The organism is Scandinavium manionii (assembly GCF_024764775.1).
GTDB lineage: Bacteria > Pseudomonadota > Gammaproteobacteria > Enterobacterales > Enterobacteriaceae > Scandinavium > Scandinavium manionii.
The window spans coordinates 180,085-202,445 of record NZ_JALIGC010000036.1 but is presented as its reverse complement, the minus strand read 5'-3'; the positions used below and the strand labels follow the sequence as shown (position 1 = coordinate 202,445).

At 55.0% G+C, this 22,361-nt stretch carries 20 protein-coding genes and 1 tRNA gene; 15 read left to right on the top strand and 6 right to left on the bottom strand.

The genetic code is table 11. The annotated features are described in order from the left end of the window. Positions 1-295 precede the first annotated feature (295 nt). Together MUU51_RS08830 and MUU51_RS08825 are read left to right on the top strand one after the other, a co-directional pair. Complete coding sequence (locus MUU51_RS08830; protein WP_159771899.1) at positions 296-1,816, top strand: methyl-accepting chemotaxis protein; 1,521 nt, start codon at positions 296-298, stop codon at positions 1,814-1,816. A 101-nt stretch (positions 1,817-1,917) separates the two neighbouring features. Further along, positions 1,918-2,703 (top strand): siderophore-interacting protein, encoded by a 786-nt coding sequence (locus MUU51_RS08825; RefSeq protein WP_159771896.1) that lies wholly within the window; start codon positions 1,918-1,920, stop codon positions 2,701-2,703. 62 nt (positions 2,704-2,765) lie between these two features. Here MUU51_RS08825 and MUU51_RS08820 read toward each other — a convergent pair whose 3' ends face one another. Then, complete coding sequence (locus MUU51_RS08820) at positions 2,766-3,746, bottom strand: DNA repair protein (protein WP_258967614.1); 981 nt, start codon at positions 3,744-3,746, stop codon at positions 2,766-2,768. Between the two features lie 274 nt (positions 3,747-4,020). Between MUU51_RS08820 and MUU51_RS08815 the strand changes: the two genes are divergently transcribed. The 11 genes from MUU51_RS08815 to MUU51_RS08765 all read left to right on the top strand — a co-directional run bounded on the left by MUU51_RS08815 (position 4,021) and on the right by MUU51_RS08765 (position 15,226). Then, positions 4,021-5,043: a methionine ABC transporter ATP-binding protein gene (locus MUU51_RS08815; RefSeq protein WP_159771890.1), complete on the top strand. Its 1,023-nt coding sequence runs from the start codon at positions 4,021-4,023 to the stop codon at positions 5,041-5,043. Positions 5,044-5,050: 7 nt separating this feature from the next. Next, complete coding sequence (locus MUU51_RS08810; protein WP_258967672.1) at positions 5,051-5,719, top strand: methionine ABC transporter permease; 669 nt, start codon at positions 5,051-5,053, stop codon at positions 5,717-5,719. A 19-nt stretch (positions 5,720-5,738) separates the two neighbouring features. Then, entirely contained in the window at positions 5,739-6,551 is an 813-nt protein-coding gene (locus tag MUU51_RS08805) for a MetQ/NlpA family ABC transporter substrate-binding protein (RefSeq protein WP_133461266.1), read from the top strand. Between the two features lie 207 nt (positions 6,552-6,758). Further along, positions 6,759-7,118, top strand: a complete 360-nt coding sequence (locus MUU51_RS08800; protein WP_159771885.1) for a copper resistance protein — start codon at positions 6,759-6,761, stop codon at positions 7,116-7,118. 48 nt (positions 7,119-7,166) lie between these two features. After that, the gene (locus MUU51_RS08795) at positions 7,167-9,179 is read left to right on the top strand and encodes a protein-disulfide reductase DsbD family protein (protein ID WP_159771882.1); all 2,013 of its coding nucleotides are present in this window, start codon (positions 7,167-7,169) and stop codon (positions 9,177-9,179) included. A gap of 2 nt (positions 9,180-9,181) precedes the next feature. Beyond that, complete coding sequence (locus MUU51_RS08790; protein ID WP_159771879.1) at positions 9,182-9,766, top strand: DsbA family protein; 585 nt, start codon at positions 9,182-9,184, stop codon at positions 9,764-9,766. Beyond that, positions 9,756-10,259, top strand: a complete 504-nt coding sequence (locus MUU51_RS08785; RefSeq protein WP_159771876.1) for a protein disulfide oxidoreductase — start codon at positions 9,756-9,758, stop codon at positions 10,257-10,259. The genes MUU51_RS08790 and MUU51_RS08785 overlap by 11 nt, the downstream gene beginning before the upstream one ends. A 261-nt stretch (positions 10,260-10,520) precedes the next feature. After that, positions 10,521-10,772 (top strand): YtcA family lipoprotein, encoded by a 252-nt coding sequence (locus MUU51_RS08780; RefSeq protein ID WP_200849683.1) that lies wholly within the window; start codon positions 10,521-10,523, stop codon positions 10,770-10,772. A 16-nt stretch (positions 10,773-10,788) separates the two neighbouring features. Continuing rightward, positions 10,789-11,805 carry a multidrug transporter subunit MdtN gene (gene mdtN, locus MUU51_RS08775; protein ID WP_258967613.1) on the top strand — a complete coding sequence of 339 codons (1,017 nt, stop codon included), beginning with the start codon at positions 10,789-10,791 and terminating at the stop codon, positions 11,803-11,805. Positions 11,806-11,816: 11 nt separating this feature from the next. Further along, positions 11,817-13,787, top strand: a complete 1,971-nt coding sequence (locus tag MUU51_RS08770; protein ID WP_258967612.1) for an FUSC family protein — start codon at positions 11,817-11,819, stop codon at positions 13,785-13,787. A 2-nt stretch (positions 13,788-13,789) separates the two neighbouring features. After that, positions 13,790-15,226 carry an efflux transporter outer membrane subunit gene (locus tag MUU51_RS08765; RefSeq protein WP_159771865.1) on the top strand — a complete coding sequence of 479 codons (1,437 nt, stop codon included), beginning with the start codon at positions 13,790-13,792 and terminating at the stop codon, positions 15,224-15,226. 57 nt (positions 15,227-15,283) lie between these two features. Here the strand turns inward: MUU51_RS08765 and MUU51_RS08760 are convergent, their stop codons facing one another. From MUU51_RS08760 to MUU51_RS08750, 3 genes are read right to left on the bottom strand one after another with little or no spacing between them, the layout of a single operon-like run. Continuing rightward, positions 15,284-16,552 (bottom strand): NAD(P)/FAD-dependent oxidoreductase, encoded by a 1,269-nt coding sequence (locus MUU51_RS08760; protein ID WP_258967611.1) that lies wholly within the window; start codon positions 16,550-16,552, stop codon positions 15,284-15,286. A gap of 2 nt (positions 16,553-16,554) precedes the next feature. Continuing rightward, positions 16,555-16,878, bottom strand: a complete 324-nt coding sequence (locus MUU51_RS08755; protein WP_200849682.1) for a 2Fe-2S iron-sulfur cluster-binding protein — start codon at positions 16,876-16,878, stop codon at positions 16,555-16,557. Positions 16,879-16,883: 5 nt separating this feature from the next. Continuing rightward, complete coding sequence (locus MUU51_RS08750; RefSeq protein WP_159772416.1) at positions 16,884-18,056, bottom strand: cytochrome P450; 1,173 nt, start codon at positions 18,054-18,056, stop codon at positions 16,884-16,886. Positions 18,057-18,182: 126 nt separating this feature from the next. Between MUU51_RS08750 and MUU51_RS08745 the strand changes: the two genes are divergently transcribed. Continuing rightward, positions 18,183-19,130, top strand: a complete 948-nt coding sequence (locus tag MUU51_RS08745; RefSeq protein WP_258967610.1) for a LysR family transcriptional regulator — start codon at positions 18,183-18,185, stop codon at positions 19,128-19,130. 485 nt (positions 19,131-19,615) lie between these two features. Here the strand turns inward: MUU51_RS08745 and MUU51_RS08740 are convergent. Then, positions 19,616-19,691: transfer RNA gene (locus MUU51_RS08740), tRNA-Ile, on the bottom strand. A gap of 126 nt (positions 19,692-19,817) precedes the next feature. Between MUU51_RS08740 and mug the strand changes: the two genes are divergently transcribed. Beyond that, the gene (mug, locus tag MUU51_RS08735; protein ID WP_258967609.1) at positions 19,818-20,324 is read left to right on the top strand and encodes a G/U mismatch-specific DNA glycosylase; all 507 of its coding nucleotides are present in this window, start codon (positions 19,818-19,820) and stop codon (positions 20,322-20,324) included. A 103-nt stretch (positions 20,325-20,427) separates the two neighbouring features. Here mug and rpoD read toward each other — a convergent pair whose 3' ends face one another. Continuing rightward, positions 20,428-22,272, bottom strand: coding sequence for an RNA polymerase sigma factor RpoD (gene rpoD, locus MUU51_RS08730; RefSeq protein WP_159771853.1), 1,845 nt, complete (start codon positions 22,270-22,272; stop codon positions 20,428-20,430). Positions 22,273-22,361: the final 89 nt, after the last annotated feature.

Genomic DNA, 22,361 nt, shown 5'->3' with positions numbered 1-22,361 from the left:
CGTAAAAATCGGGATAAATGCCTGTGCGGAGCCTCTGGTTACAAAATTTAATCATTCCCATAACATTTCGGCGGTTTTTACTCCTGAGACTTCAGGGCCAGAACGTTCATTTTATTGAACGGGTGGATCATGCTGGTGCAGCCATTGCACCGTTCGGGTGAAGGCCTACCAATATTAGGGATTAAACCCAAATTGCGATCTGTATCAACTTTAACAATTAAAGATAAAGTGGTTATCGCCGAAATAACAATTAAGAGAAAAAGTAATAACCATTAAACCTGCAAAGGACGCGCAAATGTCATTCAACTTTACCGTCACGCAGCGTGATTATGCGCTTGATGATGACACCACTTTGATGTCTACCACCGACTTGCAAAGCCACATCACCCACGCCAACGACACGTTTGTGACGGTCAGTGGGTATCGCCTGGATGAACTGACCGGGCAGCCGCACAACCTGGTGCGTCACCCGGATATGCCGAAGGCGGCGTTTGCCGATATGTGGGCCACACTTCAGCAGGGCGAGCCGTGGAGCGGGATTGTCAAAAATCGCCGCAAGAACGGAGACCATTATTGGGTGCGGGCCAACGCGGCGCCGATGGTACGCGACGGCAAAATCAGCGGTTACATGTCAATTCGCACCAAAGCCCAACCGGAAGACATTGCGGCGGTGGAGCCGCTCTATAAAGCGCTGAACGAAGGCCGTAGCACGAAACGCGTGCGTAAGGGACTGGTGGTGAGCAAGCGCTGGTGGGGCACATTACCGGCAATGGCGCTGCGCTGGCGAGTGCGGGCGCTGATGACGCTGATGTGGCTGCTGCTTATCGCTTCCCTGCTGGTGACCGGTTCGCACTGGCTGGCGATTGGCGTCAGCACGTTGATGTTGCTTATCGGGGCGGCATTTATCGAATGGCAGATTGTGCGTCCGGTGGAAAATGTCGCCCGTCAGGCGCTGAACGTGGCGACCGGCGCGCGCAACAGCGTGACTCATCTCAACCGCAGCGACGAACTCGGGTTGATTTTGCGCTCGGTAGGGCAGCTCGGTTTGATGTGTCGCTGGCTTATTCATGATGTTTCCGGCCAGGTGGCGAGCGTGCGTCAGGGCAGCGAAACGCTGGCGAAAGGCAATGAGGACCTGAATGAACGCACCCGTCAGTCGGTGGCGAACGTCCAGCAAACGGTGGCGACCATGAGCCAGATGGCGGCCTCGGTGCAGAACAATGCACAAACGGCGACGGCGGCTGACACACTGTCAAATGCCGCCAGCGCGGCGGCGACGCATGGTGGTCAAGCGATGCACGCGGTGGTCAAAACTATGGATGAGATTGCCGACAGCACGCAGCGTATCGGCTCCATCACCAAACTTATCAACGATATTGCGTTCCAGACCAACATTCTGGCGCTGAATGCGGCGGTCGAAGCGGCTCGCGCGGGCGAGCAGGGCAAAGGTTTTGCGGTAGTCGCCGGAGAAGTACGTCACCTGGCCAGCCGCAGCGCCAGCGCCGCCAACGATATCCGCAAGCTGATCGATGCCAGCGCCAGTAAGGTGCAGTCGGGTTCCGATCAGGTTCATGCGGCGGGAAAAACGATGGACGATATCGTCAGCCAGGTGCGCAACGTCACCGGGTTGATTGCGCAAATCAGCCTGTCGACGTCTGAGCAGGCCGCGGGGCTGTCAGACCTGACCCGCGCGGTCGCGGAGCTGGACGCCATCACCCAGAAAAACGCCGGGCTGGTGGAGGAAAGCGCTCAGGTGTCGGAAATGGTCAAACACCGCGCCGGGCGCTTACAGGATGCGGTCACGGTGCTGCATTAATCCTGTTATGGGGCAGAAAGCACATCATGCACTGTTGGTTTTGTTGTAAATCATTATCATTTACGATTAATGACAACCCGAATAAACGATGAGATGCCCCAATGAGCCATCAGAAAAAATATCCGCAGCGCGTGCGCAATGAACTGCGTTTCCGCGAGCTGACCGTCCTGCGCGTAGAGCGCATCAGCCAGGCCTTCCAGCGTATCGTGCTGGGCGGCGAGTCGCTGGAGGGGTTCACCTCTGCCGGTTTTGACGACCACACCAAGCTGTTTTTCCCGCAGCCGGGCAGCCATTTTTCACCGCCGACAATCACCGAGGAAGGCATTGTCTGGGGCGAAGGCGCGCGGCCGCAGTCACGCGACTACACGCCGCTGTACAACGCCGAACGCCATGAGCTGGCGTACGATTTCTTCATTCACGACGGCGGTCTTGCCAGCCAGTGGGCGATGAAAGCGAAGGTGGGCGACACGCTGACTATCGGTGGCCCGCGCGGATCGCTGGTGGTGCCGGAAGATTACGCCTGGCAGCTGTATGTGTGCGATGAATCGGGTATGCCTGCGTTGCTGCGTCGTTTAACCGCGCTGCGTGAACTGCCGGAACGTCCGCAGGTGAAAGCCATTGTGACCGTCGCCGATGCGGCGTATCAGGATTATCTGGCTGATTGCGGGTTTGAAATCGACTGGGTCATCGGTCACAGCGAGCAGGCAGTGGCGGACAAACTGGCGGCGTTGAATGTGCCGCAGGAAGATTATTTCCTCTGGCTGACCGGCGAAGGTGCGGTGGTAAAATCATGGCAGGATGGTTTTGTGACCGACGCGATTGACCCGCAACTGCTGCGTTCGCAGGCGTATTGGCATAAGAAGTCATCAATCAGAGCATCGCGCTAAAATCATTGCCCGGCGGCACTGCGTTTGCGCGGGCATACAACATGGTTTTGATGAGGCCACAATCACGCCACCTCATCAAAACCCGCATCTACAATCTGTTTTTCCAGCGTGCGAAGGGTATTGCTCATCGCTTTTTCCTGCTGCTGAAAATACCCTTCCTGGTCGCGAAGCGTCGTCACCAGTTGCCATGCGCCCTCTTTCTCCAGCCCTGTCAGTTCCAGATTTAGCGTGCGAATTTGCAGCCGAATCTCGGCTATCTTCTGGCGTAAAGGCTCAAGATCGTTCAAACGATTGCTGGCCAGCATTGGCTGCTGACCCTGCATCAGGCGGGTAAGAATAGTGCGCACCGTGGCGAGATCCCCGCGCTGACGGGCCTGATTGAGCCGTACCATCAGTGTGGTGGCCTCCGTTTTCAGCGAATCATCCACCAGATCGGGATGGCACAGTTTACTGGCCTGTCGCCAAAGGCGTTTCAGCTCATGGCGCTCCGATTCTGCCAGCCGCTGCTGCGCGGCCTGGTGACGCTGGGCTTCCTGATGGCGCTGGCGGTACGATTCATAATCCTGGCTGGCGGCATCGGCCTGACGCGCAGATTCTTCGGCCACCGGTTCGCTGCGGTTGCCCTCACGCAGCTGCCGGCGCAGCATTTTCTCGGCAAGTATTTTACGTAAACGCAGAATCTCGGTCATCAGCGGGCCGAGACGGGTCATGTACAACTCGTTGAATTCATCCAGCCGCTGAATGCGTGCGCTGCGCCGATCGAGCAATTCCTGCAGTTCGGCTTCCAGCGTTTTCAATTCGAGCTTGCTGGCAGCAATGCGCGGGTCTTGCCAGGTTGTCAGCGCTCGCTGATTCTGCAACCAGACGGTGATGGCGGCGATAGCATCCGCATAGCGTTGGGCTTCAAGTGCCTGCACGATGGCCTTTAGTCCCTCATCCAGCGGCTCTTTTTTTAGCTGCGCAAGCTGGCCGTGGACAATCTCATCGTCCTCCAGCTCAATCGCATTTTTAATGATTTCCAGCCGTTTAATGGGTTTGTTCATGATGCGTTTGCTCAGCTTCCAGGCCTGCGGAGTGGCAGGCAGAGTACCATTGCGACCTGGCGACTGTCAGCGGTTAAGCGTGATTATAAGTCTCGTTATTTCATGGTGTTAACTATTCAAAGCAATCTAAAAACTTAACCGCAACTACCAGTGATAAATCGCAAAGGGTGTCGTTATCGCATTGCGGCATAACCATATGAGAATTTTGTTGTTGAGTTATTCATGAAAGTAATGTTACCGTCTGGACGTCTATAGCTCTATACATCTAAAAATAATGATTGTACTAAACCAGATCCGAAAAATTTTTGATAACGGTAAAGCGCCCATCGCCGCGGTCGACGACGTCAGCCTGACGGTCGAGCAGGGGCAGATTTACGGCATTATCGGTTACAGCGGCGCAGGGAAAAGCACCCTGATTCGCCTGCTGAACGGGCTCGAAAAACCGACCTCCGGCAATGTGCTGATTAACGGTCAGGATATCTCGGCTGCGACGGGCGAAACCCTGCGTCGTGCACGACTGAAAATCAGCATGGTGTTCCAGCATTTCAATCTGCTGTGGTCGCGTACCGTCAGCGAGAACATTGCTTTTTCGATGCAAATAGCCGGGGCGCCGAAGGCACAGATCAAAACTCGCGTGGCGGAGCTTATCGATCTGGTTGGGCTGAAAGGTCGCGAAAATGCCTGGCCGTCGCAGCTTTCCGGCGGCCAGAAACAACGCGTCGGTATTGCACGTGCGCTGGCGAACAGTCCGGACGTTCTGCTGTGCGATGAGGCAACTTCGGCTCTCGACCCGCAGACCACCGACCAAATTCTGGATTTGCTGCTCGACATTAACCGTCGCTTCGGCCTGACCATCGTGCTTATCACCCATGAGATGCACGTGGTACGCAAGATTTGCGACCGGGTGGCGGTCATGGAAAACGGTCGCGTGGTGGAAGAAGGCGAGGTGATCCGTGTCTTCACCCATCCGCAGAAGCCGATTACCCAGCAATTTGTGCGTCAGGTCAGCCAGTATGCCGAAGACGAGGCGTTCAACCCGGAACTGGCGAACGATTTACAGGGCAGCGTTATCAAACTGACGTTTACCGGGCACAGCACCCATCAGCCGATTGTCGGCGAACTAACGCTGCGCTACGGCCTGCCATTCAACATTTTGCACGGCAAGATGACTCAAACGGCGCACGGCGTGTTTGGCCAACTTTGGCTGCACGTGGTGGCCACAGAAGATCAGCTGAACAACATCCTCGCGGATTTGCAACGCAGCGATATCGACAGCGAGGTGATTAAACATGGCTGAACTCAATCTGGCTGCACAATGGTTCCCGCATCTGGACCTGGATTCACTTTGGGCTGCGACGCAGGAAACGCTGTACATGACCGCGCTGTCCGGCGTGGCGACGTTTGTACTCGGCATCGTGCTCGGGCTAGCGCTTTTTTTGACCGCTAAAGGTGGCCTGTTCCATAACCGCGCGGTGTACAGCGTGATTTCAGTGCTGGTGAACGTCTTTCGTTCCATCCCGTTCATCATCCTGATTGTGCTGCTGATCCCGTTCACCAAGACGATTGTCGGCACTATTCTCGGCGCGGATGCGGCACTGCCCGCCCTGATTGTTGGCGCGGCTCCGTTTTATGCACGACTGGTGGAGATGGCCCTGCGTGAAGTGGACAAAGGGGTCATTGAGGCCACGCGTTCAATGGGCGCACGCCTGTCGACGCTGATTTTTCGCGTCCTGCTGCCGGAGTCTTCTCCGGCGCTGGTCTCGGGCATTACCGTCACCCTGATTGCGCTGGTGAGCTACAGCGCGATGGCTGGCGTGATCGGCGCAGGTGGCTTAGGCAATCTGGCGTATCTGGAAGGATTCCAGCGTAACCATAACGACGTCACGCTGGTGGCGACGGTGACCATTCTGATCATCGTCTTCATCATTCAGTTCTGCGGCGACGTTGTGACTTCACTTTTAGATAAACGATAATTCTTTGGGACCACACATCATGAAAAAAACACTGACACTGATTGCCGCTGCAACCCTGAGCGCCCTGAGCTTTGCTTCCTGGGCCGACACCCTGACCGTGGGGGCATCCAATGTGCCACATGCTGAAATTCTGGAGCAGGCGAAGCCGATTCTGGCGAAAGAAGGCATCGATCTGGAAATCAAACGTTTCCAGGACTATATCCTGCCGAACACGGCGTTGGCCGGGCGTGAAATCGACGCTAACTACTTCCAGCACATTCCGTATCTGAACAGCGTGCTGAAAGACCATGCGGGCGATAAAGACTATGATTTCGTCAGTGCGGGTGCGATTCACATCGAGCCAATTGGTATTTACTCCAAAAAATACAAGTCGCTGAAAGACCTGCCGGAAGGCGGCAAAATCATCATGCGTGATGCGGTGTCTGAAGAAGGCCGTATTCTCTCAATCTTCGAGAAAGAGGGTGTGATCAAGCTGAAACCGGGGATTGATAAAGTGACCGCGCGCATTAGCGATATCGTCGAGAACCCGAAAAAACTGAAGTTCCTGCCTAACGTTGAAGCCTCGCTGCTGCCGCAGATGTACAACAACGACGAAGGCGCAGCGGTGGTGATTAACGCTAACTACGCCATCGACGCGGGTCTGGACCCGGTGCATGACCCGATTGCGGTCGAGAGCGGTGAGAACAACCCGTACGCCAACATTATTACCGTCCATCGCGGCGACGAAAAGAAAAAGGATATCGTGGCGCTGGTGAACGTGCTGCATTCCAAAGCTATTCAGGATTGGATCCGTACGAAATATAAAGGTGCGGTAATTCCGGTTAATAATTGATCGTAGGCGCGCGCGTGCCAGGAACGGTGGAATTGTTCCGTTCGCGTTCTGCACAGGTTGCGGAACCTGCCGAACATCGGGTGAACGGAACCGTTCCATAGAACGCATAAGACACGCATCCAGCGTTACACCCCTTTCAAGACACTTCTTTACAGCATGCCGCGCATTCTGCCGTTAAGATAAGCCTCGAATTTCATTGAGGCGTTTATGATCCCACGTCAGCGTAAAGCTTTGCTTCTTGTCGCTCTGGCATGTCTGGTGGTGCTTATCTGCACCGCGCAGCGCATGGCGGGGCTGCACGCGCTGATGATGAACGCCTCTCCGGTTGCTCAACAATCCGTTCAACAACATCAGGACAGCGACGCGCCGGTGACGCCGTGCGAGCTGAGCGCGAAATCCCTGTTTGCGACGCCACCGGTGATGTTTGAAGGCGCGATATTTGCCATCACACTGCTGTTGGCCGTGCTGGCCGTCGTACCACAACGCCCGGAGCGCCGATGGCCGCCGCGGGTCATTTCTCCCCCCCGGCTACGGGTGCATCTGCGATTATGCGTCTTCCGTGAATGATTGTTCGCCTGGCATTACAGGTTAATCAATCATTTACGGAGAAAATTTATGCGAATTATTTTCAGGCAGCTTATGCTCTGCCTGTTCTGGCTATGGCTGCCCGTCAGCCATGCAGCCGATACGGGCTGGCTACGCGCCGCCGATAACGATCATGCCAGCGTCAGGCTGCGGGCCGAGGCTCAGCAGAACGGTGACACGCAGGTGTTGCTGGATGTAGGCCTTGAAAAAGGCTGGAAAACCTACTGGCGCTCGCCGGGAGAAGGCGGAATTGCCCCTGCGATAAAATGGCAGACGCCGCTGGAGATGGACTGGCGATGGCCGGTACCGCAGCGTTTTGAGGTGGCTGGAATTTCTACCCAGGGCTATCACGGTAACGTCACGTTCCCGATAACGCTGCACGGCAAGCTGCCTGAAAAATTGTCAGGCGTGCTGACCTTGTCGACCTGCAGCAACGTCTGCATTCTGACCGACTACCCGTTTACCCTGGATTTGACCACCCCAGCCGGGGCGAATTTTAGCTACGATTTCACCCGCGCAACGGGCACGCTTCCGCTCAAAGATGGCCTGACGTCACAGCTGGATGCCGGTTATCGCTCCGGGGAACTGACCGTCACCGCCATCCGTGATGCAGGCTGGCAGAAGCCTGAACTGTTCATCGACACCCTGGCCGACACCAATTTTGGCAAACCCAGCTATAAAATTGACGGACAAACGCTGACCGCCACGCTACCGGTCAGCGATGGCTGGGGCGAAACGGCACCGGACCTGCGTGGGAAAGCGATTTCACTGGTGCTGGCGGACAGCGGTCAGGCGCAGGAAAGCCGCGTCACCGTTGGGGAATCTCCCGCCAGTGAATCGACGCTTTCTTTGGGCTGGGTGCTGCTGATGGCGCTGGCGGGCGGGCTTATTCTCAACGTGATGCCGTGCGTGCTGCCGGTGCTGGCGATGAAGCTCGGCACGCTGGTTCAAACGCAATCCACCGATCGACGTCGCGTGCGCCGGCAGTTTATGGCATCAGTGGTCGGGATTGTGACCTCGTTCCTCGCCCTGGCGCTGATGATGACCGTGCTGCGTCTCAGCAATCAGGCGCTGGGTTGGGGGATTCAGTTCCAGAATCCGTGGTTTATTGCAACGATGGCATTGGTGATGGTGCTGTTCAGCGCCAGCCTGTTCGGACTGTTTGAAATCCGGCTCTCCTCGGGTTTATCAACATTCCTTGCGACGCGCGGCGGGAACGGTCTGGCCGGTCATTTCTGGCAGGGCGCGTTTGCCACGCTGCTGGCGACGCCGTGCACTGCGCCGTTTCTCGGCACGGCGGTGTCGGTGGCGCTGGTCGCGCCGCTGCCGCTGCTGTGGGGCTTGTTCTTCGCCATGGGGATAGGCATGAGTCTGCCGTGGCTGCTGATTGCCGCCTGGCCTGGGCTGGCGCAGCACATGCCGCGTCCAGGCCGTTGGATGAACGTGGTCAGAACCCTGCTCGGGCTAATGATGCTCGGCTCGTCGCTGTGGCTTGCCAGCCTGCTGGCGGTGCATATCGGGCTGACTCTGACGCTCGCGTTGTTCGCGGCACTCGCCTGCATTCTGCTGCTCGCGACGGGTCGGCGCTGGGGATGGCGCGTGGCGGGCATCAGCACGCTGGCAACGGCGCTGGCTATCGCCATTGCGGTCCCGCTGTGGCATGCCGGTGACAAGGGCATTGTCGCGGACAGGATCGACTGGCAGCCACTGAGCGAACAGGCCATCACCGCCGCGCTGGCAGACAACAAACGCGTGTTTGTCGATGTTACCGCCGACTGGTGCGTGACCTGCAAAGCCAATAAATACAACGTACTGCTGCGCGAAGAGGTCCAGGACGCGCTCATTGCGCCGGATGTGGTGGCGCTGCGCGGCGACTGGAGCCGCCCGTCGGACACCATCAGCCAGTTTCTTCGTACTCGCCACAGCGTGGCCGTGCCTTTCAATCAGATTTATGGACCCGGACTGGAGCAGGGGCGCGTGATGTCGCCTCTGCTGAGCCGTGATGACGTGCTGCAAACCCTGTCCGACGCTAAAGGAAAATAACCATGCGCATTTTGACTTTTATCCTGCTGTTTTGCTTCTCGACTCTCAGCTTTGCTGCTGAACCCGATCTGGAAAACGTGCTCTGGAACGACCCGAATACGCCGTCGATGGGCGCGGAAAAACCGCGGCTGACGCTGGTGTCATTCACTGATTACAACTGCCCGTACTGCAAACAGTTCGATCCGGAACTGGAGAAAATCGTCCATAAATATCCGGATGTGAAGCTGGTGATAAAACTGCTGCCGTTTCGCAGTGAAAGTTCTGCTAACTCCGCCCGCATCGCGCTCACCGCGTGGCGTCAGCAGCCGCAGCAGTTCTGGGCGCTGCATCAACGGTTGATGTCGAAGAAAGGCTATCACGATGACGCGTCTATTCTGGCGGCGCAGCAAAAAACCGGGACCGCGAACATCAAAGCCGACGGACAAAGCGGCGAGACGCTGCAAATGAACCTGATCCTCTCGCAGGTACTGGGCGTGCAGGGCACTCCGGCGACGATGGTGGGGAAAACGATGGTCGCGGGTGCCATTCCGTACGATGAACTGGAGGCGCTGGTGAAACAAGAACTGGCGAAAGCCGATGTGGGCTAAGCTCAAACGCTGGTTGCGCGAAGGTGTAGTACTGTTGCTGATTGCGGCGGCGGCGATGCTGGTGATGGACCAGTTTCGCCAGCCCACGCTGCCCTCGACGTTGGTTAGCGCGCCGTTGCAGACCCTGGACGGCAAGCCGGTATCGCTGTCTGAGATGAGCCAGGAGCGCCCGTTGCTGGTGTACGTTTGGGCGACGTGGTGTGGCGTATGTCGCTACACCACGCCTTCAGTGGCTAATTTGGCCGAAGAGGGTGCCAACGTGATATCCGTCGCGCTGCGTTCCGGTGATGCTGCTACGCTTAGTCAGTGGTTGGCGCGAAAGCACTATGCATTACCGACCATCAATGATCCGGAGGGCAAACTGGCCCGCGACTGGCAAGTACAGGTCACGCCAACGCTGCTGTTTATCGAGAGGGGTGAGGTGAAAAGTATCACTACCGGATTGACCAGCAGTTGGGGAATGAGGCTGCGTTTATGGTGGGCGGGATGGTGAAGCACAGGTAAATAAAAAGACCTGCCTTAAAGCAGGTCTTCATTTCTGTTCTGTCATCTGTGTGGCTGATTCATCATTAAACATAATTTACTTTTGGACAAAAAAAAGCACCAAAGCAGTTAGCAAGCTAATAGTCATCAGTGTAATTATGATTTTGGATGATATAATCAGGGTATCCACTGCTTATATCTGATGCCGCGCTCTGGGCGGTCATCTTCCGCTTTTTACATTCAATGGTCATCTGCCATCATGAGAATAAGATTGCATACACTGCTGGTACTGCTGCCTGCAATACTTTCCCTGTCGGGATGTTCACTTTCTCCGTCATTGCCTTTTTTGGGGGCTGCTTTTCCTGACTGGCTTTATTGCATCGCGGGCGGCTCGATTCTGACCGGGCTTATTTTTAGCCTGACGGGCGATAAATTGCACGCGCGCTTCAAATTAACTATTGCTGGATGGTTATTAATTGCGGCAATCCTTTCAATGATTATTTGGTTATTTATTTTTAGTTAACCGACAGGCCATTATCATGTTTAAAAATAAGCAAAAAACAACGTTAATTGTGCTGACGGTTGCGGCGCTGATTATCCTCGCTCTGGTTGTCTGGCGCATTGATGCCCGGCCCCGGACCGATGATGCCTATGCCTACGCGGACACCATCACCGTATCACCCGAAGTGAGCGGCCGGATCCTTGTACAACCGGTGCGTGATAACCAGTTGGTGCAAAAAGATGCCCTCCTATTCCGGATTGATCCCGCCACTTACGAAGCCGCGCTGAAGCAGGCACAGGCGAAACTTGCAGGACTGAATCGTCAGATTGAGCTGACCCAGCGCTCGGTCAATGCCCAGAAATTCAGTGCTGGATCGGCAAAAGCCTCTATCGCCAGCGCGCAGGCCGATGCGAAAAAAGCCGCTGATACCTTACGCCGTCTTGCACCGCTGCTTTCTCAGGGCTTTGCTTCGGCAGAAGAAGTTGACCAGGCGCGTGCGGCGAATGCCAGCGCGCAATCACGTCTGCAAAGTCTGCAATTACAGGCGAAACAGGCCGAAGCCGCTGTCAGCGGTGTCGATGCGCTGGTGGCGCAACGAGCAGAAATCGAAGCGCAGATTGATATCGCTAAACTGAATCTCGAACATACCGAAGTGCGTGCGCCGTTTACCGGGCGCGTGGCATCTCTGAAAACCAGTATTGGTGAATTTGTCTCGGCAGGAAAACCGGTATTTACCCTGATTGACACCACGCACTGGTATGTCATCGCTAATTTCCGTGAAACCGAGCTGAAGAATATTCAGGAAGGCACACCGGCACGTGTCTGGTTGATGAGCGACACCGGCAAAACCTTTGACGGTCAGGTTGATTCCATTAGCTACGGGGTGTTGCCAGACGATGGCGGCAGCATTATTGCAGGCTTACCGTCGGTGAAAAGGAACATTAACTGGGTGCATGTTTCACAACGCTTCCCGGTCAAAATTCGGGTCACGAATCCTGATCCGCACCTGTTCCGCGTCGGCGCCTCTGCGGTAGCAACGCTGCAACCTCGCTAAGCGGAGGCCGTATGGTTTCACGAACGATTACCGCGACCCCCAACAGGTTGCAACAGTTAGCCAATTTGCTGCGACCTTATCCAGGGCGCGGCAACCTGATGCTGCGTTGTCTGATAACCTGTTCGCTGGTGATGGTTATCTCATTGACGCTACAGATCCCTTTTCTGGCACTGTCTCTGATAGCCGTTTTTTATGTCACGCAAAAGAATATTGTGCTGTCAAAACTGACCGGTACCTTGTTTCTTCTCGGGACGACGCTGGCGGTAGGGCTGTCGATTCTGACCTTAAAACTGACCTGGGAATATCCTATGCTGCGCCTGATGATGGCGGGCGGGCTGTTTTTCGGTTGCGTCTATCTGATGCGGGCCACCAAATATGGCGTTATCTTCTTCCTGAGCGGTCTGGTTATTTTTTATACCCAAACCTTCGCGGACCTGACCGATCAGGCAGACAGCGTGGTACGCCTGATTCTGTGGCTGTGGGTGGCTATCAATTACGCCATCATTCTGACGCTTATTGTGAATCTGCTGTTTCTTCCTCAGGAGCCGGTCGCCCAACTTCGTGGGGCGTTGCGGGCGCAATTAGCCGACATTATCGAACGCACAGAGCGCTTTATTCACGGAGAAACGTTACCTGAGCCTTTACCGGCGGCGGTCATTCAGGAAAAAACGCTGATGCTCCAGCACATGCTGGCCTTTTCGGTAATGCGCGATAAGCGTTATCGCCAGGATGAAGCCTGGCATCTGGCGCGAATCAGTACGGTGTCGGGATTATATTTGATGGTGCAACAACTGCCCCTTAACCCCGATGCGGCTGATATTGTGCTGGCGCAGAAACTGCTCGAAGCCTGCAAGCGATTTTCCGCCGCCATTGCAGAAGACAAACTGTTTGCGGTCGATGAGACCGACGTCTTCCAGGGCGCGACATCGGGAACGCTGGTGCGGATGATGGAATCAGTTACGGCATTTTCGCACTACCAACATGTCGCGGTGGAGTCTGAGGCAGAATCGAAAGAAAGAGTCCGTAGCAATGGGCTGGTAATGAACCAGAGCTGGTGTACTTTCGCGTTCAAAACCCTGCTTTCAACCTATGTCTGCTATCTCATCTATATCGCCGCAGACTGGCAGGGGATTCATACCATTATGCTTAGCTGCATCATTGTGGCGCAGTCGAGCCTGGGATCGACCGCCCAGCGAGGATTGCTGCGTGTGATTGGCGCGGTGCTCGGTAGCCTGGCGGCGTTGCTGATGGTGATTCTGGTCATGCCGCATATCGAAAGCGTGGTCGGTTTGCTGGCGATGTCGCTGCCGGTTATTGGCCTTGGCGCCTGGATCTATGCTGGCTCCGAGAAGATCAGCTACGCCGGTATTCAGATGATGTTCACTTTCGCGCTGGCTCTGCTGGAAAGCTTTGGCCCAACCTTTGAACTGGTGGAAATACGCGACAGGATCATCGGTATTTTGCTCGGGGTGCTGATAGCAACCTGTTTCCATCTCTTTTTATGGCCTGAACGTGAAGGCAAACTGTTCTGGAGTAGCGTCAGCGGCTTAATCAACGCTCTGGCCCAGCGCGTGAAAACGCACGCCGAAGGGGCGGGGACGGAAATCGCCCTGCGTCGTTCGTTGGCCGGATGTCAGGGGATTGCCGCCAGGGTGGCGATGGAGCCGGGCTGGTCATCAGACCATCGTCAGTCAGAAAGCGATATTCTGGCCGCTCAACAGGTGCTGAGCCATCTCAGTGAGATCATCTATCAGTTTGAACACCTCAGAGCGGAGCACGGAGACACGGACTTCGCCGCAGAACGCCAACAGGCGGCAGAATTATTGCAAAATTGTGCGGCGCTGGCAGCGTCGGGCGAGCCGTCGGATGACGCGGCCCCGATGACAAACGTCAATGAAGGGCGTTTGCAGACCCTGTTCTACGAAATCGATCAGCTTAATCTCAGCCTGCGAACCCGGCAGGCTGCAACTGGAATGGCATAACCATGCGTTCTCTTAAAAGAGTCAATAAAGTCAAACCGCTGGCACTGCTGTGCTGTGCGCTGCTCGCGGCCTGTGCGCCGATGAAAGACGACACGTCAATCGTGAAGCCGATTTCGCAGCAGGAAATCGTGCTGCCGAAAGATATCAAATTAACCTCTCAGCAGTGGCCTGACGCGACCTGGTGGAAACACTACAACGATCCGCAGCTTAACGCGCTGATCGACCGTGCCTTAAAGCAGTCCCCCTCGATAGCCGTGGCGCATGCGCGCGTTGCTCAGGCACGTTCTGATGTGGCGCTGATTGAATCCGGCACCCAGCTGAAAGTGAATGCGATGGCGCAAATCAACGAGGCGCATGTGTCGTCGAATGGTTATCTCGGCCCATTTGCGGAAGACCGGCCACGGCTGGGAACCACAGGCCCGTGGTATACCGAAGGGATCGTGGGCTTAGGTGCCACGCTCGATATCGACCTGTGGGGCGAACATCGCGATCGCCTCGATGCCGTGATGGGGGTGGAAAATGCGCACAAGCTCGAAGAGAAAGCGGTGGAGTTAGAGATCTCCGCTGACGTGGCCCAACTCTATTACGGCATTCAAACTACTGACCAGGTAACGCAGCGCCTGGAAGCGTTAAAGCAGTCCGAAACATTCGTGCTTAATTCCCACGAAGCGCGTGCGGCGCGAGGGCTTGAATCCCATTCGGATGCTGAAATGGCGAAAGCCATGCTGCTGACTATTGAGCAACAGCTCTCTATGGCGAAACAGCAACGTGTGGCGTTCCGTGAGTCGCTGCGCGCATTGATTGGCGGCGGTGAGCTGGCGGAAATCACGCCAATGCCGTTACCGGTAGCGCAAACGCAATTACCGTCGTCGCTTAACTATCAATTGTTGGCGCGTCGTCCGGACCTCCAGGCGGCACACTGGTATGTACAATCTTCGATGAAACAAATAGATGCGGCAAAAGCGGCGTTCTATCCGAAGTTCGATATCAAAGCGTTCTTTGGCTTTGACGCTCTGCATCTGGACGATCTTTTTGATCACTCAAGCCAGCAGGCCAATATTGTTCCTGGCCTTTATTTGCCTATCTTCTCCGGTGGGCAGCTTGAAGCCAACCTCGATAAGACCCGTCATCAGCGTGATATGCTGATTTCGCAATACAACCAGGCGGTGCTGACGGCGGTGAAAGACGTAGTGGTGACGGGGTCGGCTCTTCAGTCTTTACAGGAAGAACAGACGTTGCAAAATGAGAAAGTCAGCTCTGCGGCGGCGGGCATGAACAATGCGAAAGCCCGCTATCAGCGTGGACTTATCAGCGAAGCGATGGCAAACGAAGCCCAGCGCCAGTGGTTGAGTGCGCAGATCCAGCAGATTGAAATGCAGGGACAGCTGGTCAGCAAAGATATTGTGCTGAATAAAGCGCTGGGCGGCGGGAAGCTGTAGTTGCGTCTTCGGCAACCAGACCGCCTGCATTCAGGCCGTCTGGTTGCCGGCGCAGCGTCATCCTGGCACGGGCGGTGTGGCTGAAGACTTGCCCAGAGATTTTGGATCCCAGTTGGGGTCGGCAAGCTGCTCCAGGGTTGGGCTAAGACCCTGCTCCAGCCATTTGCGCGCCATCATATGATCCACGGGACGATTGATACTCTCTACGGCACGCAGTTGTTCATTCTGGAAACAGAAAACGGAAAAGCGCCCCTGCCCGACTTCACCGCGAATCACCGACTGTTCACAGGCGGCCCCCAGGCCGACCATCTGTATTTTTTCGCGCCCTTGATCGCTCCAGAACCAGGGCGTAGCCTGCCAGACTTTCCCTTCGCCCAGCACGTTTGCCGCCACCAGGCGCCCCTGGTCAATCGCATTGCCGACGCTCTCCAGCCGAAGTCCTGCTGGCGCCAGAGGATGGGGCGCTCGCGCACAGTCGCCAATCGCGAAAATGGCGTCATCAGACGTTTGCAGACAGGCGTTAACCCGGATGCCGTTATCGCAGGCCAGCCCACTTGCGGCCGCAAGTTCATCGTTAGCAATACCGCCGATCCCCACCAGTACCAACTGAGCCGCAAGCGTTGACCCATCAGTCAACCGCACGCTGCCTACCCGACCCTGCTCCCCGGCGCAGAACCCGGCAACCTGTGTCGCCAAGTGAAAGCGCACGCCGCGTTGCTCGTGATACTGCTGGAGATAACCCGCACTTTCCGGCGATAGCGCCCGTTCGAGCAATCTCGTCCCTCTCTCAACAACGGTACATGCAAAGCCAGATTCGGTGGCGACAGCGGCAAATTCAAGACCAATAAAGCCGCCGCCCATAATCAAGACCGGGGCTTTATGTCCGGCCTGAGCCAGCAGTGCAAGCCCGGCGCCCAATGCATCGGCGTCGGCCTTGCTGCGAAGGGTATAAATCCCCGGCAAATCAGCCCCAGGAAGCGGGCACATTCGCCCGCGAGAGCCGGTGGCGATAATCAACCGGTCATAGGTCAGCCGCTGGCCATCGGCAAGCGCTAGCTGCCTCGCGCGTCGGTCAATTGAAATGGCTTCACCGGCTATCAGGGCGATGTTCTGCTGCGCCAGAACATCCGCCGGGCGCAAAGCGAGATCGCCGGCCCGCATTTTACCCAGCAGGTAGCCTTTCGACAGCGGCGGTCGTTGATAGGGTAATCCGGGTTCATTGGTGATGATGCTTACCGTGCCGGAAAACCCTAACTCCCGTAGTGATAGCGCGGCCTGTAGCCCAGCCTGACCACCGCCGAGGATGATAATGTGCTGTCTGTTCATTGTTACACCTGCGTATCCGGTACCTGAACGATAATCAATGGCATCTCTTCCTGAAGAATGCATTGACATCCCAGCCGACTCTCCGCTTTCAATGCCGCTGCGGTGAACTCCAGCATCCCCAGTTCCATTTCATCGGGGGCGGGAAAGCCATCGCCACCCTGCTCAATGTACAGGTGACAGGTCCCGCAGCTCGCTGAACCGCCGCATTCCCCGACAACCCCAGGAACGCCGTGTTGGATCGCCGCTTGCATCAGGGAAACGCCTGCCCCGGCACTGGCGCGCATTTCTTGCCCGCTGGCTAATTTGTAGATAATCGTATTCATCATATCCCTCACAATTTCCAGGTTACTGCGACCGACACCGGCCCACGGAAGACCCAGCCGAACCACTGCGGCGCGCGGCTAAATGCCAGTTGCGGCAATTGCCCGAACAACGCCGGAAGGGCTATCTGTCCTACCAGCGCACGGGCAGCCCAGGCGCCAAGGCAATAATGCGCTCCGCCACCAAAGGCAACGTGAGGCTTCTTTTCCCGGTGAATATCAAAACGGTCGGCCACGGTGAATATGCGTTCGTCGCGGTTCCCGGAAGCCAGTACCACCCCCAGCTTCGCACCTGCGGGTAACAGCATTCCCCCCAGTTCAACCTCCCGGATCGTCTGTCGTGGATACATGCCAATCGGTGCAACCCAACGGATCGTCTCTTCAAATACGCTGCGCCACAGTTCAGGATTGGCCTTCACGTCCGCAAGCTGAGCCGGGTTTTCCAGTAAACCCACTACAGCCGTGAGCATCGCATCCCGGGGTTCATTCAGACCACCGCCGATAATAACCTTGACGTTGGCGACAATTTCATCCCGGCTGAGCGGGTTGTCAGCGTGCAGCATGGAGGAAATTAACGAAGGATCAGGGTGAGCCCGTAGCCACGGGATGATGGCATCGACGGCCTCATCCACCGCATGGGATGCCGCCTGTGCGCGTTGCCAGACCTGCGGATCGTTGGCGTAATTTCCGGTGCCGTCCATCATTGCCTGCGACCATATCGCCAGATTTTCCGCCGCGACATTCGTCAGCCCCAGCAGTACCGCCAGCACACGCGAAGCAACCGGCGAGGCGAATTCAGAAAATAAATCAGCCGACTCCTTTTCTTTTATTTCGGCTATCGTCTCCGCAACAATCTGATGAAATTGTGGCAGCCAGTAATTTTTAATCACCAGTGGTTTTAAAGAGGGTTCGCAAGCCATTCTCTCACGCATGTGCTGCGCGCCATCTTTACGAATCATTGTGTGACCCATCACACGTTTCATTAATGAGCCGTCTTCATCCGCCTTGAAATTTTCTTTATCTCGTTCTAGCGTCACAATATCGTCATAACGGGTCACTAAATAACGTTGCGCGGCGGGCACCCAGCTTATTGGCTCTGCTTCACGTAAACGCGCATAAATGGGATAAGGATCGCTGAGTAACTCATTGAGTTTAACGTTTTCACCTAACGGGCGTGCTAACATATCCACAGATATTCCTCCACGTACAATAATATATTGCAGGTTGCAAGGCAGAGTACCGATAGAGGGATTAAGTTGTAAAACGTGAATTTCCGGCTTGATGTCAGGTTTTTCCGCTAAAGGGCTACGATGAAATACAACCCACGATTCTCCATCAAGCAGATCAACTACTTTGTTACCCTTTCTGAAACCAGTTCTTTAAGTGACGCCGCCAGTAAAGCCGGGATCTCGCAAAGTGCACTGAGTGAGGCGATTGATACACTTGAGGAGCAGCTGAATGTTCGGTTAATTGTGCGCAAACGAGCGCAGGGCATCACGCTGACCGATAGCGGCAAAGATTTGTTGATTTACTGCCGTTCACTGCTGGAAGCCGCACAAGACATTCAAAACCTTGCTAATGGCCGCTGTGATCAACAATTAACAGGCAAGATCACTCTGGGTTGTTACAGCACCCTGGCCCCCTTTGTTTTACCTGGACTGGTCGAAGCATTAATGCAGCAGCACCCCGAAGCTGAAATCGAACTGAAAGAGGGATCAGGTATAGAGCTGGATGCTCTGCTACAGACGGGAGAGTGTGAGCTTGCGGTGATGTATTCCTACAATATTAATCCTGTCCTGGAATATGATGTTCTGTATTGCGTTCGACCTAAAGTTTTATTATCTTCCGATCATCCACTCGCTGCGGAAAAGGAAATCGATCTCGCGAATTTAATCACTGAGAATTTTATCTCATTTTCCGTTGAGCCCTCTGCAAAAAATACCGCCAGCATATTCTCTGATTTAGGTTTAACACCACGCTATGGGCCAAAGATAAAAAATATTGAAACCGTCCGCTCATTAGTCGCCCAGGGCGTTGGCTACTCTGTTTTACTTCACCCCTCGGCCATGCAGCAAAGTTATACCGGCCGCCAACTGGTCGTCAGAGAAATAAAAGGCGTCCAGCGGCAATATGATGTTGTACTGGCGCAGTCCTCCTCGTTACAGGGCTCCCGGCGAAGCAGGATCCTTCGTGAATTTATTATTAACTGTTTTCAACGGCAAGCTGAAAATACGCTGATTCCGCAAGATGGATTTTAAAATATGAGCGGGCCAGTAAAGTTGAGATCGCTTTTTATCCCATACGGGCGATACGCTATCTGGCTTCAATCAAGATGATGGCGTAATGTCGTCAGGCATGGGGCGAAATTGGCGTAGAAACGCTCACAACAGCTGGCTATAACAAAGACGTACTCAGCCAGGCCCAGCCAGATATCCTGCTAATGACTTCCGGTAGTGATGCCGGTCGCAGCGCGTTCACGATTGCGCCACCCGTTCTGGGAGCGAACCACATAGGCAGAATGTCGTAGGCTGGTGCAAGGTGCTATGGACGACCGTGGTTGCTAATGAACGACAAGTTCCCGTAGTGCACAATGAGCGACTCAAATACCTAAAGCCGGGCTGTGTTGCCAGTTAGTGATGTGGCAGCGAGATGAAGAGGGCAGGGAGGCAATTCCTTACCTGACCCGATTCGTATCAAATGAAAAAGGAGTCAGATGATTTCTCATCTAACTCCTTGTTTTGTCTGGTGGCCCCTGTTGGGTTTGAACCAACGACCAAGCGATTATGAGTCGCCTGCTCTAACCACTGAGCTAAGGGGCCGTGGGCGGGAATTATAATGGAACTCCGGGTGCCAATCCAGTAAATGTGCTACGGGTGCTGTTTTTATAAACAATGGCTAATCAATCTCTTATACTTCACGCATGATCCATTTAGGCGAGTCATGTCATGGTTAGCGATATTCTTCAGCCGGGGCTGCGGGTTGTGTTCTGCGGCATTAATCCGGGCAAGTCCTCTGCGCACCTGGGGATGCCCTTTGCGCACCCCGCCAATCGCTTTTGGAAGGTTCTTCATTTGGCTGGGTTTACCGACAGGCAGCTCAAACCTGAGGAAGCGCTGCAGATGCTTGATTACGGCTGTGGCGTGACCAAACTCGTAGACCGGCCAACGGTTCAGGCTAGCGAGGTAGGACTGCACGAGCTGCGTGAGGGCGGGCGTGGGCTGATTACGAAAATGCAGGATTATCAGCCGAGGGCGTTGGCCATTTTGGGTAAGCAGGCGTTTGAACAGGCGTTCAGCCAGCGCGGTGCGAAATGGGGCAAGCAAGAGGTGACGATAGGGGACACCGAAGTGTGGATTTTGCCGAACCCGAGCGGTTTAAGCCGAATTACGCTGGATAAGCTGGTTGAGGCGTATCGCGAGTTGGACCAGGCGCTGGTGGTGAGAGGACGGTAAATCTTCTTCGCTATGATGCCTTCCCTCAAGGAGAGCGAGAAATTATACAAATTTCAGGCATAAAAAAAGCTCCCGGTCGGGAGCTTTTTACGTTTACCTGGAATTAATCGTCCAGGAAGCTACGAAGCACTTCAGAGCGGCTTGGGTGGCGCAGTTTGCGCAGAGCCTTCGCTTCAATCTGACGGATACGTTCGCGGGTAACGTCGAACTGTTTGCCCACTTCTTCCAGCGTGTGGTCGGTGTTCATATCGATACCGAAACGCATACGCAGGACTTTCGCTTCACGCGCGGTAAGACCCGCCAGCACGTCGTGCGTTGCAGCACGCAGGCTTTCAGTGGTCGCAGAATCCAGCGGCAGCTCGAGGGTGGTATCCTCGATGAAATCACCCAGATGCGAATCTTCATCGTCGCCGATTGGCGTTTCCATGGAGATTGGCTCTTTGGCAATTTTCAGCACTTTACGGATTTTGTCTTCCGGCATCAGCATACGCTCAGCCAGTTCTTCTGGCGTCGGTTCACGACCCATTTCCTGCAGCATCTGGCGGGAGATACGGTTGAGTTTGTTGATAGTCTCAATCATATGCACCGGAATACGGATGGTGCGCGCCTGATCCGCGATGGAGCGGGTGATAGCCTGACGGATCCACCAGGTTGCGTAGGTGGAGAACTTGTAACCACGACGGTATTCGAACTTATCAACCGCTTTCATCAGGCCGATGTTACCTTCCTGAATCAGGTCGAGGAACTGCAGACCACGGTTGGTGTATTTCTTGGCGATCGAAATAACCAGACGTAAGTTTGCTTCCACCATCTCTTTCTTCGCACGACGAGCTTTCGCTTCACCGATGGACATCCGACGGTTGATATCTTTAACCTGCTCGATGGTCAGGCCGGTTTCTTCTTCAATCTGTTGCAGTTTCTGCAGGCCGCGCTGTACGTCGTCTTTGACGTCGTTCAGTTTTTCAGACCACGGCTTGTTCATTGCTACCGCTGCATTGAACCAGGTTTCGCTGGTTTCGTTGCTGGTGAACAGTGTAATGAAGTTTTTCTTCGGCATTTTGCACTGCTCAACGCACAGCTTCATGATGATACGTTCTTGAATACGAACGCGTTCCATCATGACACGCATGCTGTTGACCAGATAATCGAACTGTTTTGGCACCAGACGGAACTGTTTGAAGACTTCAGACAGTTTCTTGATCTCTTCCTGGGATGCCGCATGGGTGCGTCCCTTGGCCTTGATGGTGTCACGCGCCAGTTCGTACTGGGTGCGCAGTTCGCCGAATTTTTCACGTGCGAGTTCAGGGTCGATGCTGTTGTCATCGTCGCTGGAATCGTCGTCTTCTTCTTCGTCTTTCTCTTCGTCGTCGTCCATCTCTTCCTGAGAGAGTTCAGAACCGACGTGAGTGGCAGTAGGGGCCAGATCTTCTTCAGCATTGGGATCGACGAAGCCGGTTATCAGGTCAGACAGACGTGCTTCCGCGGCTTCAACGCGATCGTACTGCTCAAGCAGATAGGTGATGGCTTCCGGGTACTCCGCAACGGAGCACTGTACCTGGTTGATACCGTCTTCAATACGCTTGGCGATGTCGATTTCGCCTTCGCGGGTCAGCAGTTCAACGGTACCCATTTCACGCATATACATGCGCACCGGATCGGTAGTACGTCCGATTTCAGATTCTACGCTGGACAGCACCTGCGCGGCAGCTTCTTCCGCGTCTTCGTCGGTGTTGTTCGAGTTTTCAGCCAGCAGGAGATCATCGGCATCCGGTGCTTCTTCCATCACCTGAATGCCCATGTCATTGATCATTTGGATGATGTCTTCGATCTGGTCGGAGTCGACGATATCTTCCGGCAGATGGTCATTGACCTCGGCATAGGTCAGATAGCCTTGCTCCTTGCCCTTGGTAACAAGAAGTTTAAGCTGTGACTGCGGGTTTTGCTCCATAAGACGGTATCCACACTTAATTCATTGATTGGTGTCGGTCGGCGAAAACGAGTTACCGACTTTTAAAGCGAGGGCCTGCTTATATTATT

Excerpts from the sequence above, each read along its gene's own strand:
- MUU51_RS08830 (WP_159771899.1), top strand. The coding sequence starts at position 296 with ATGTCATTCAACTTTACCGTCACGCAGCGTGATTATGCGCTTGATGAT.
- MUU51_RS08825 (WP_159771896.1), top strand. The coding sequence starts at position 1,918 with ATGAGCCATCAGAAAAAATATCCGCAGCGCGTGCGCAATGAACTGCGT.
- MUU51_RS08820 (WP_258967614.1), bottom strand. The coding sequence starts at position 3,746 with ATGAACAAACCCATTAAACGGCTGGAAATCATTAAAAATGCGATTGAG.
- MUU51_RS08815 (WP_159771890.1), top strand. The coding sequence starts at position 4,021 with ATGATTGTACTAAACCAGATCCGAAAAATTTTTGATAACGGTAAAGCG.
- MUU51_RS08805 (WP_133461266.1), top strand. The coding sequence starts at position 5,739 with ATGAAAAAAACACTGACACTGATTGCCGCTGCAACCCTGAGCGCCCTG.
- MUU51_RS08800 (WP_159771885.1), top strand. The coding sequence starts at position 6,759 with ATGATCCCACGTCAGCGTAAAGCTTTGCTTCTTGTCGCTCTGGCATGT.
- MUU51_RS08795 (WP_159771882.1), top strand. The coding sequence starts at position 7,167 with ATGCGAATTATTTTCAGGCAGCTTATGCTCTGCCTGTTCTGGCTATGG.
- MUU51_RS08790 (WP_159771879.1), top strand. The coding sequence starts at position 9,182 with ATGCGCATTTTGACTTTTATCCTGCTGTTTTGCTTCTCGACTCTCAGC.
- MUU51_RS08785 (WP_159771876.1), top strand. The coding sequence starts at position 9,756 with ATGTGGGCTAAGCTCAAACGCTGGTTGCGCGAAGGTGTAGTACTGTTG.
- mdtN (WP_258967613.1), top strand. The coding sequence starts at position 10,789 with ATGTTTAAAAATAAGCAAAAAACAACGTTAATTGTGCTGACGGTTGCG.
- MUU51_RS08770 (WP_258967612.1), top strand. The coding sequence starts at position 11,817 with ATGGTTTCACGAACGATTACCGCGACCCCCAACAGGTTGCAACAGTTA.
- MUU51_RS08765 (WP_159771865.1), top strand. The coding sequence starts at position 13,790 with ATGCGTTCTCTTAAAAGAGTCAATAAAGTCAAACCGCTGGCACTGCTG.
- MUU51_RS08760 (WP_258967611.1), bottom strand. The coding sequence starts at position 16,552 with ATGAACAGACAGCACATTATCATCCTCGGCGGTGGTCAGGCTGGGCTA.
- MUU51_RS08755 (WP_200849682.1), bottom strand. The coding sequence starts at position 16,878 with ATGATGAATACGATTATCTACAAATTAGCCAGCGGGCAAGAAATGCGC.
- MUU51_RS08750 (WP_159772416.1), bottom strand. The coding sequence starts at position 18,056 with ATGTTAGCACGCCCGTTAGGTGAAAACGTTAAACTCAATGAGTTACTC.
- MUU51_RS08745 (WP_258967610.1), top strand. The coding sequence starts at position 18,183 with ATGAAATACAACCCACGATTCTCCATCAAGCAGATCAACTACTTTGTT.
- mug (WP_258967609.1), top strand. The coding sequence starts at position 19,818 with ATGGTTAGCGATATTCTTCAGCCGGGGCTGCGGGTTGTGTTCTGCGGC.
- rpoD (WP_159771853.1), bottom strand. The coding sequence starts at position 22,272 with ATGGAGCAAAACCCGCAGTCACAGCTTAAACTTCTTGTTACCAAGGGC.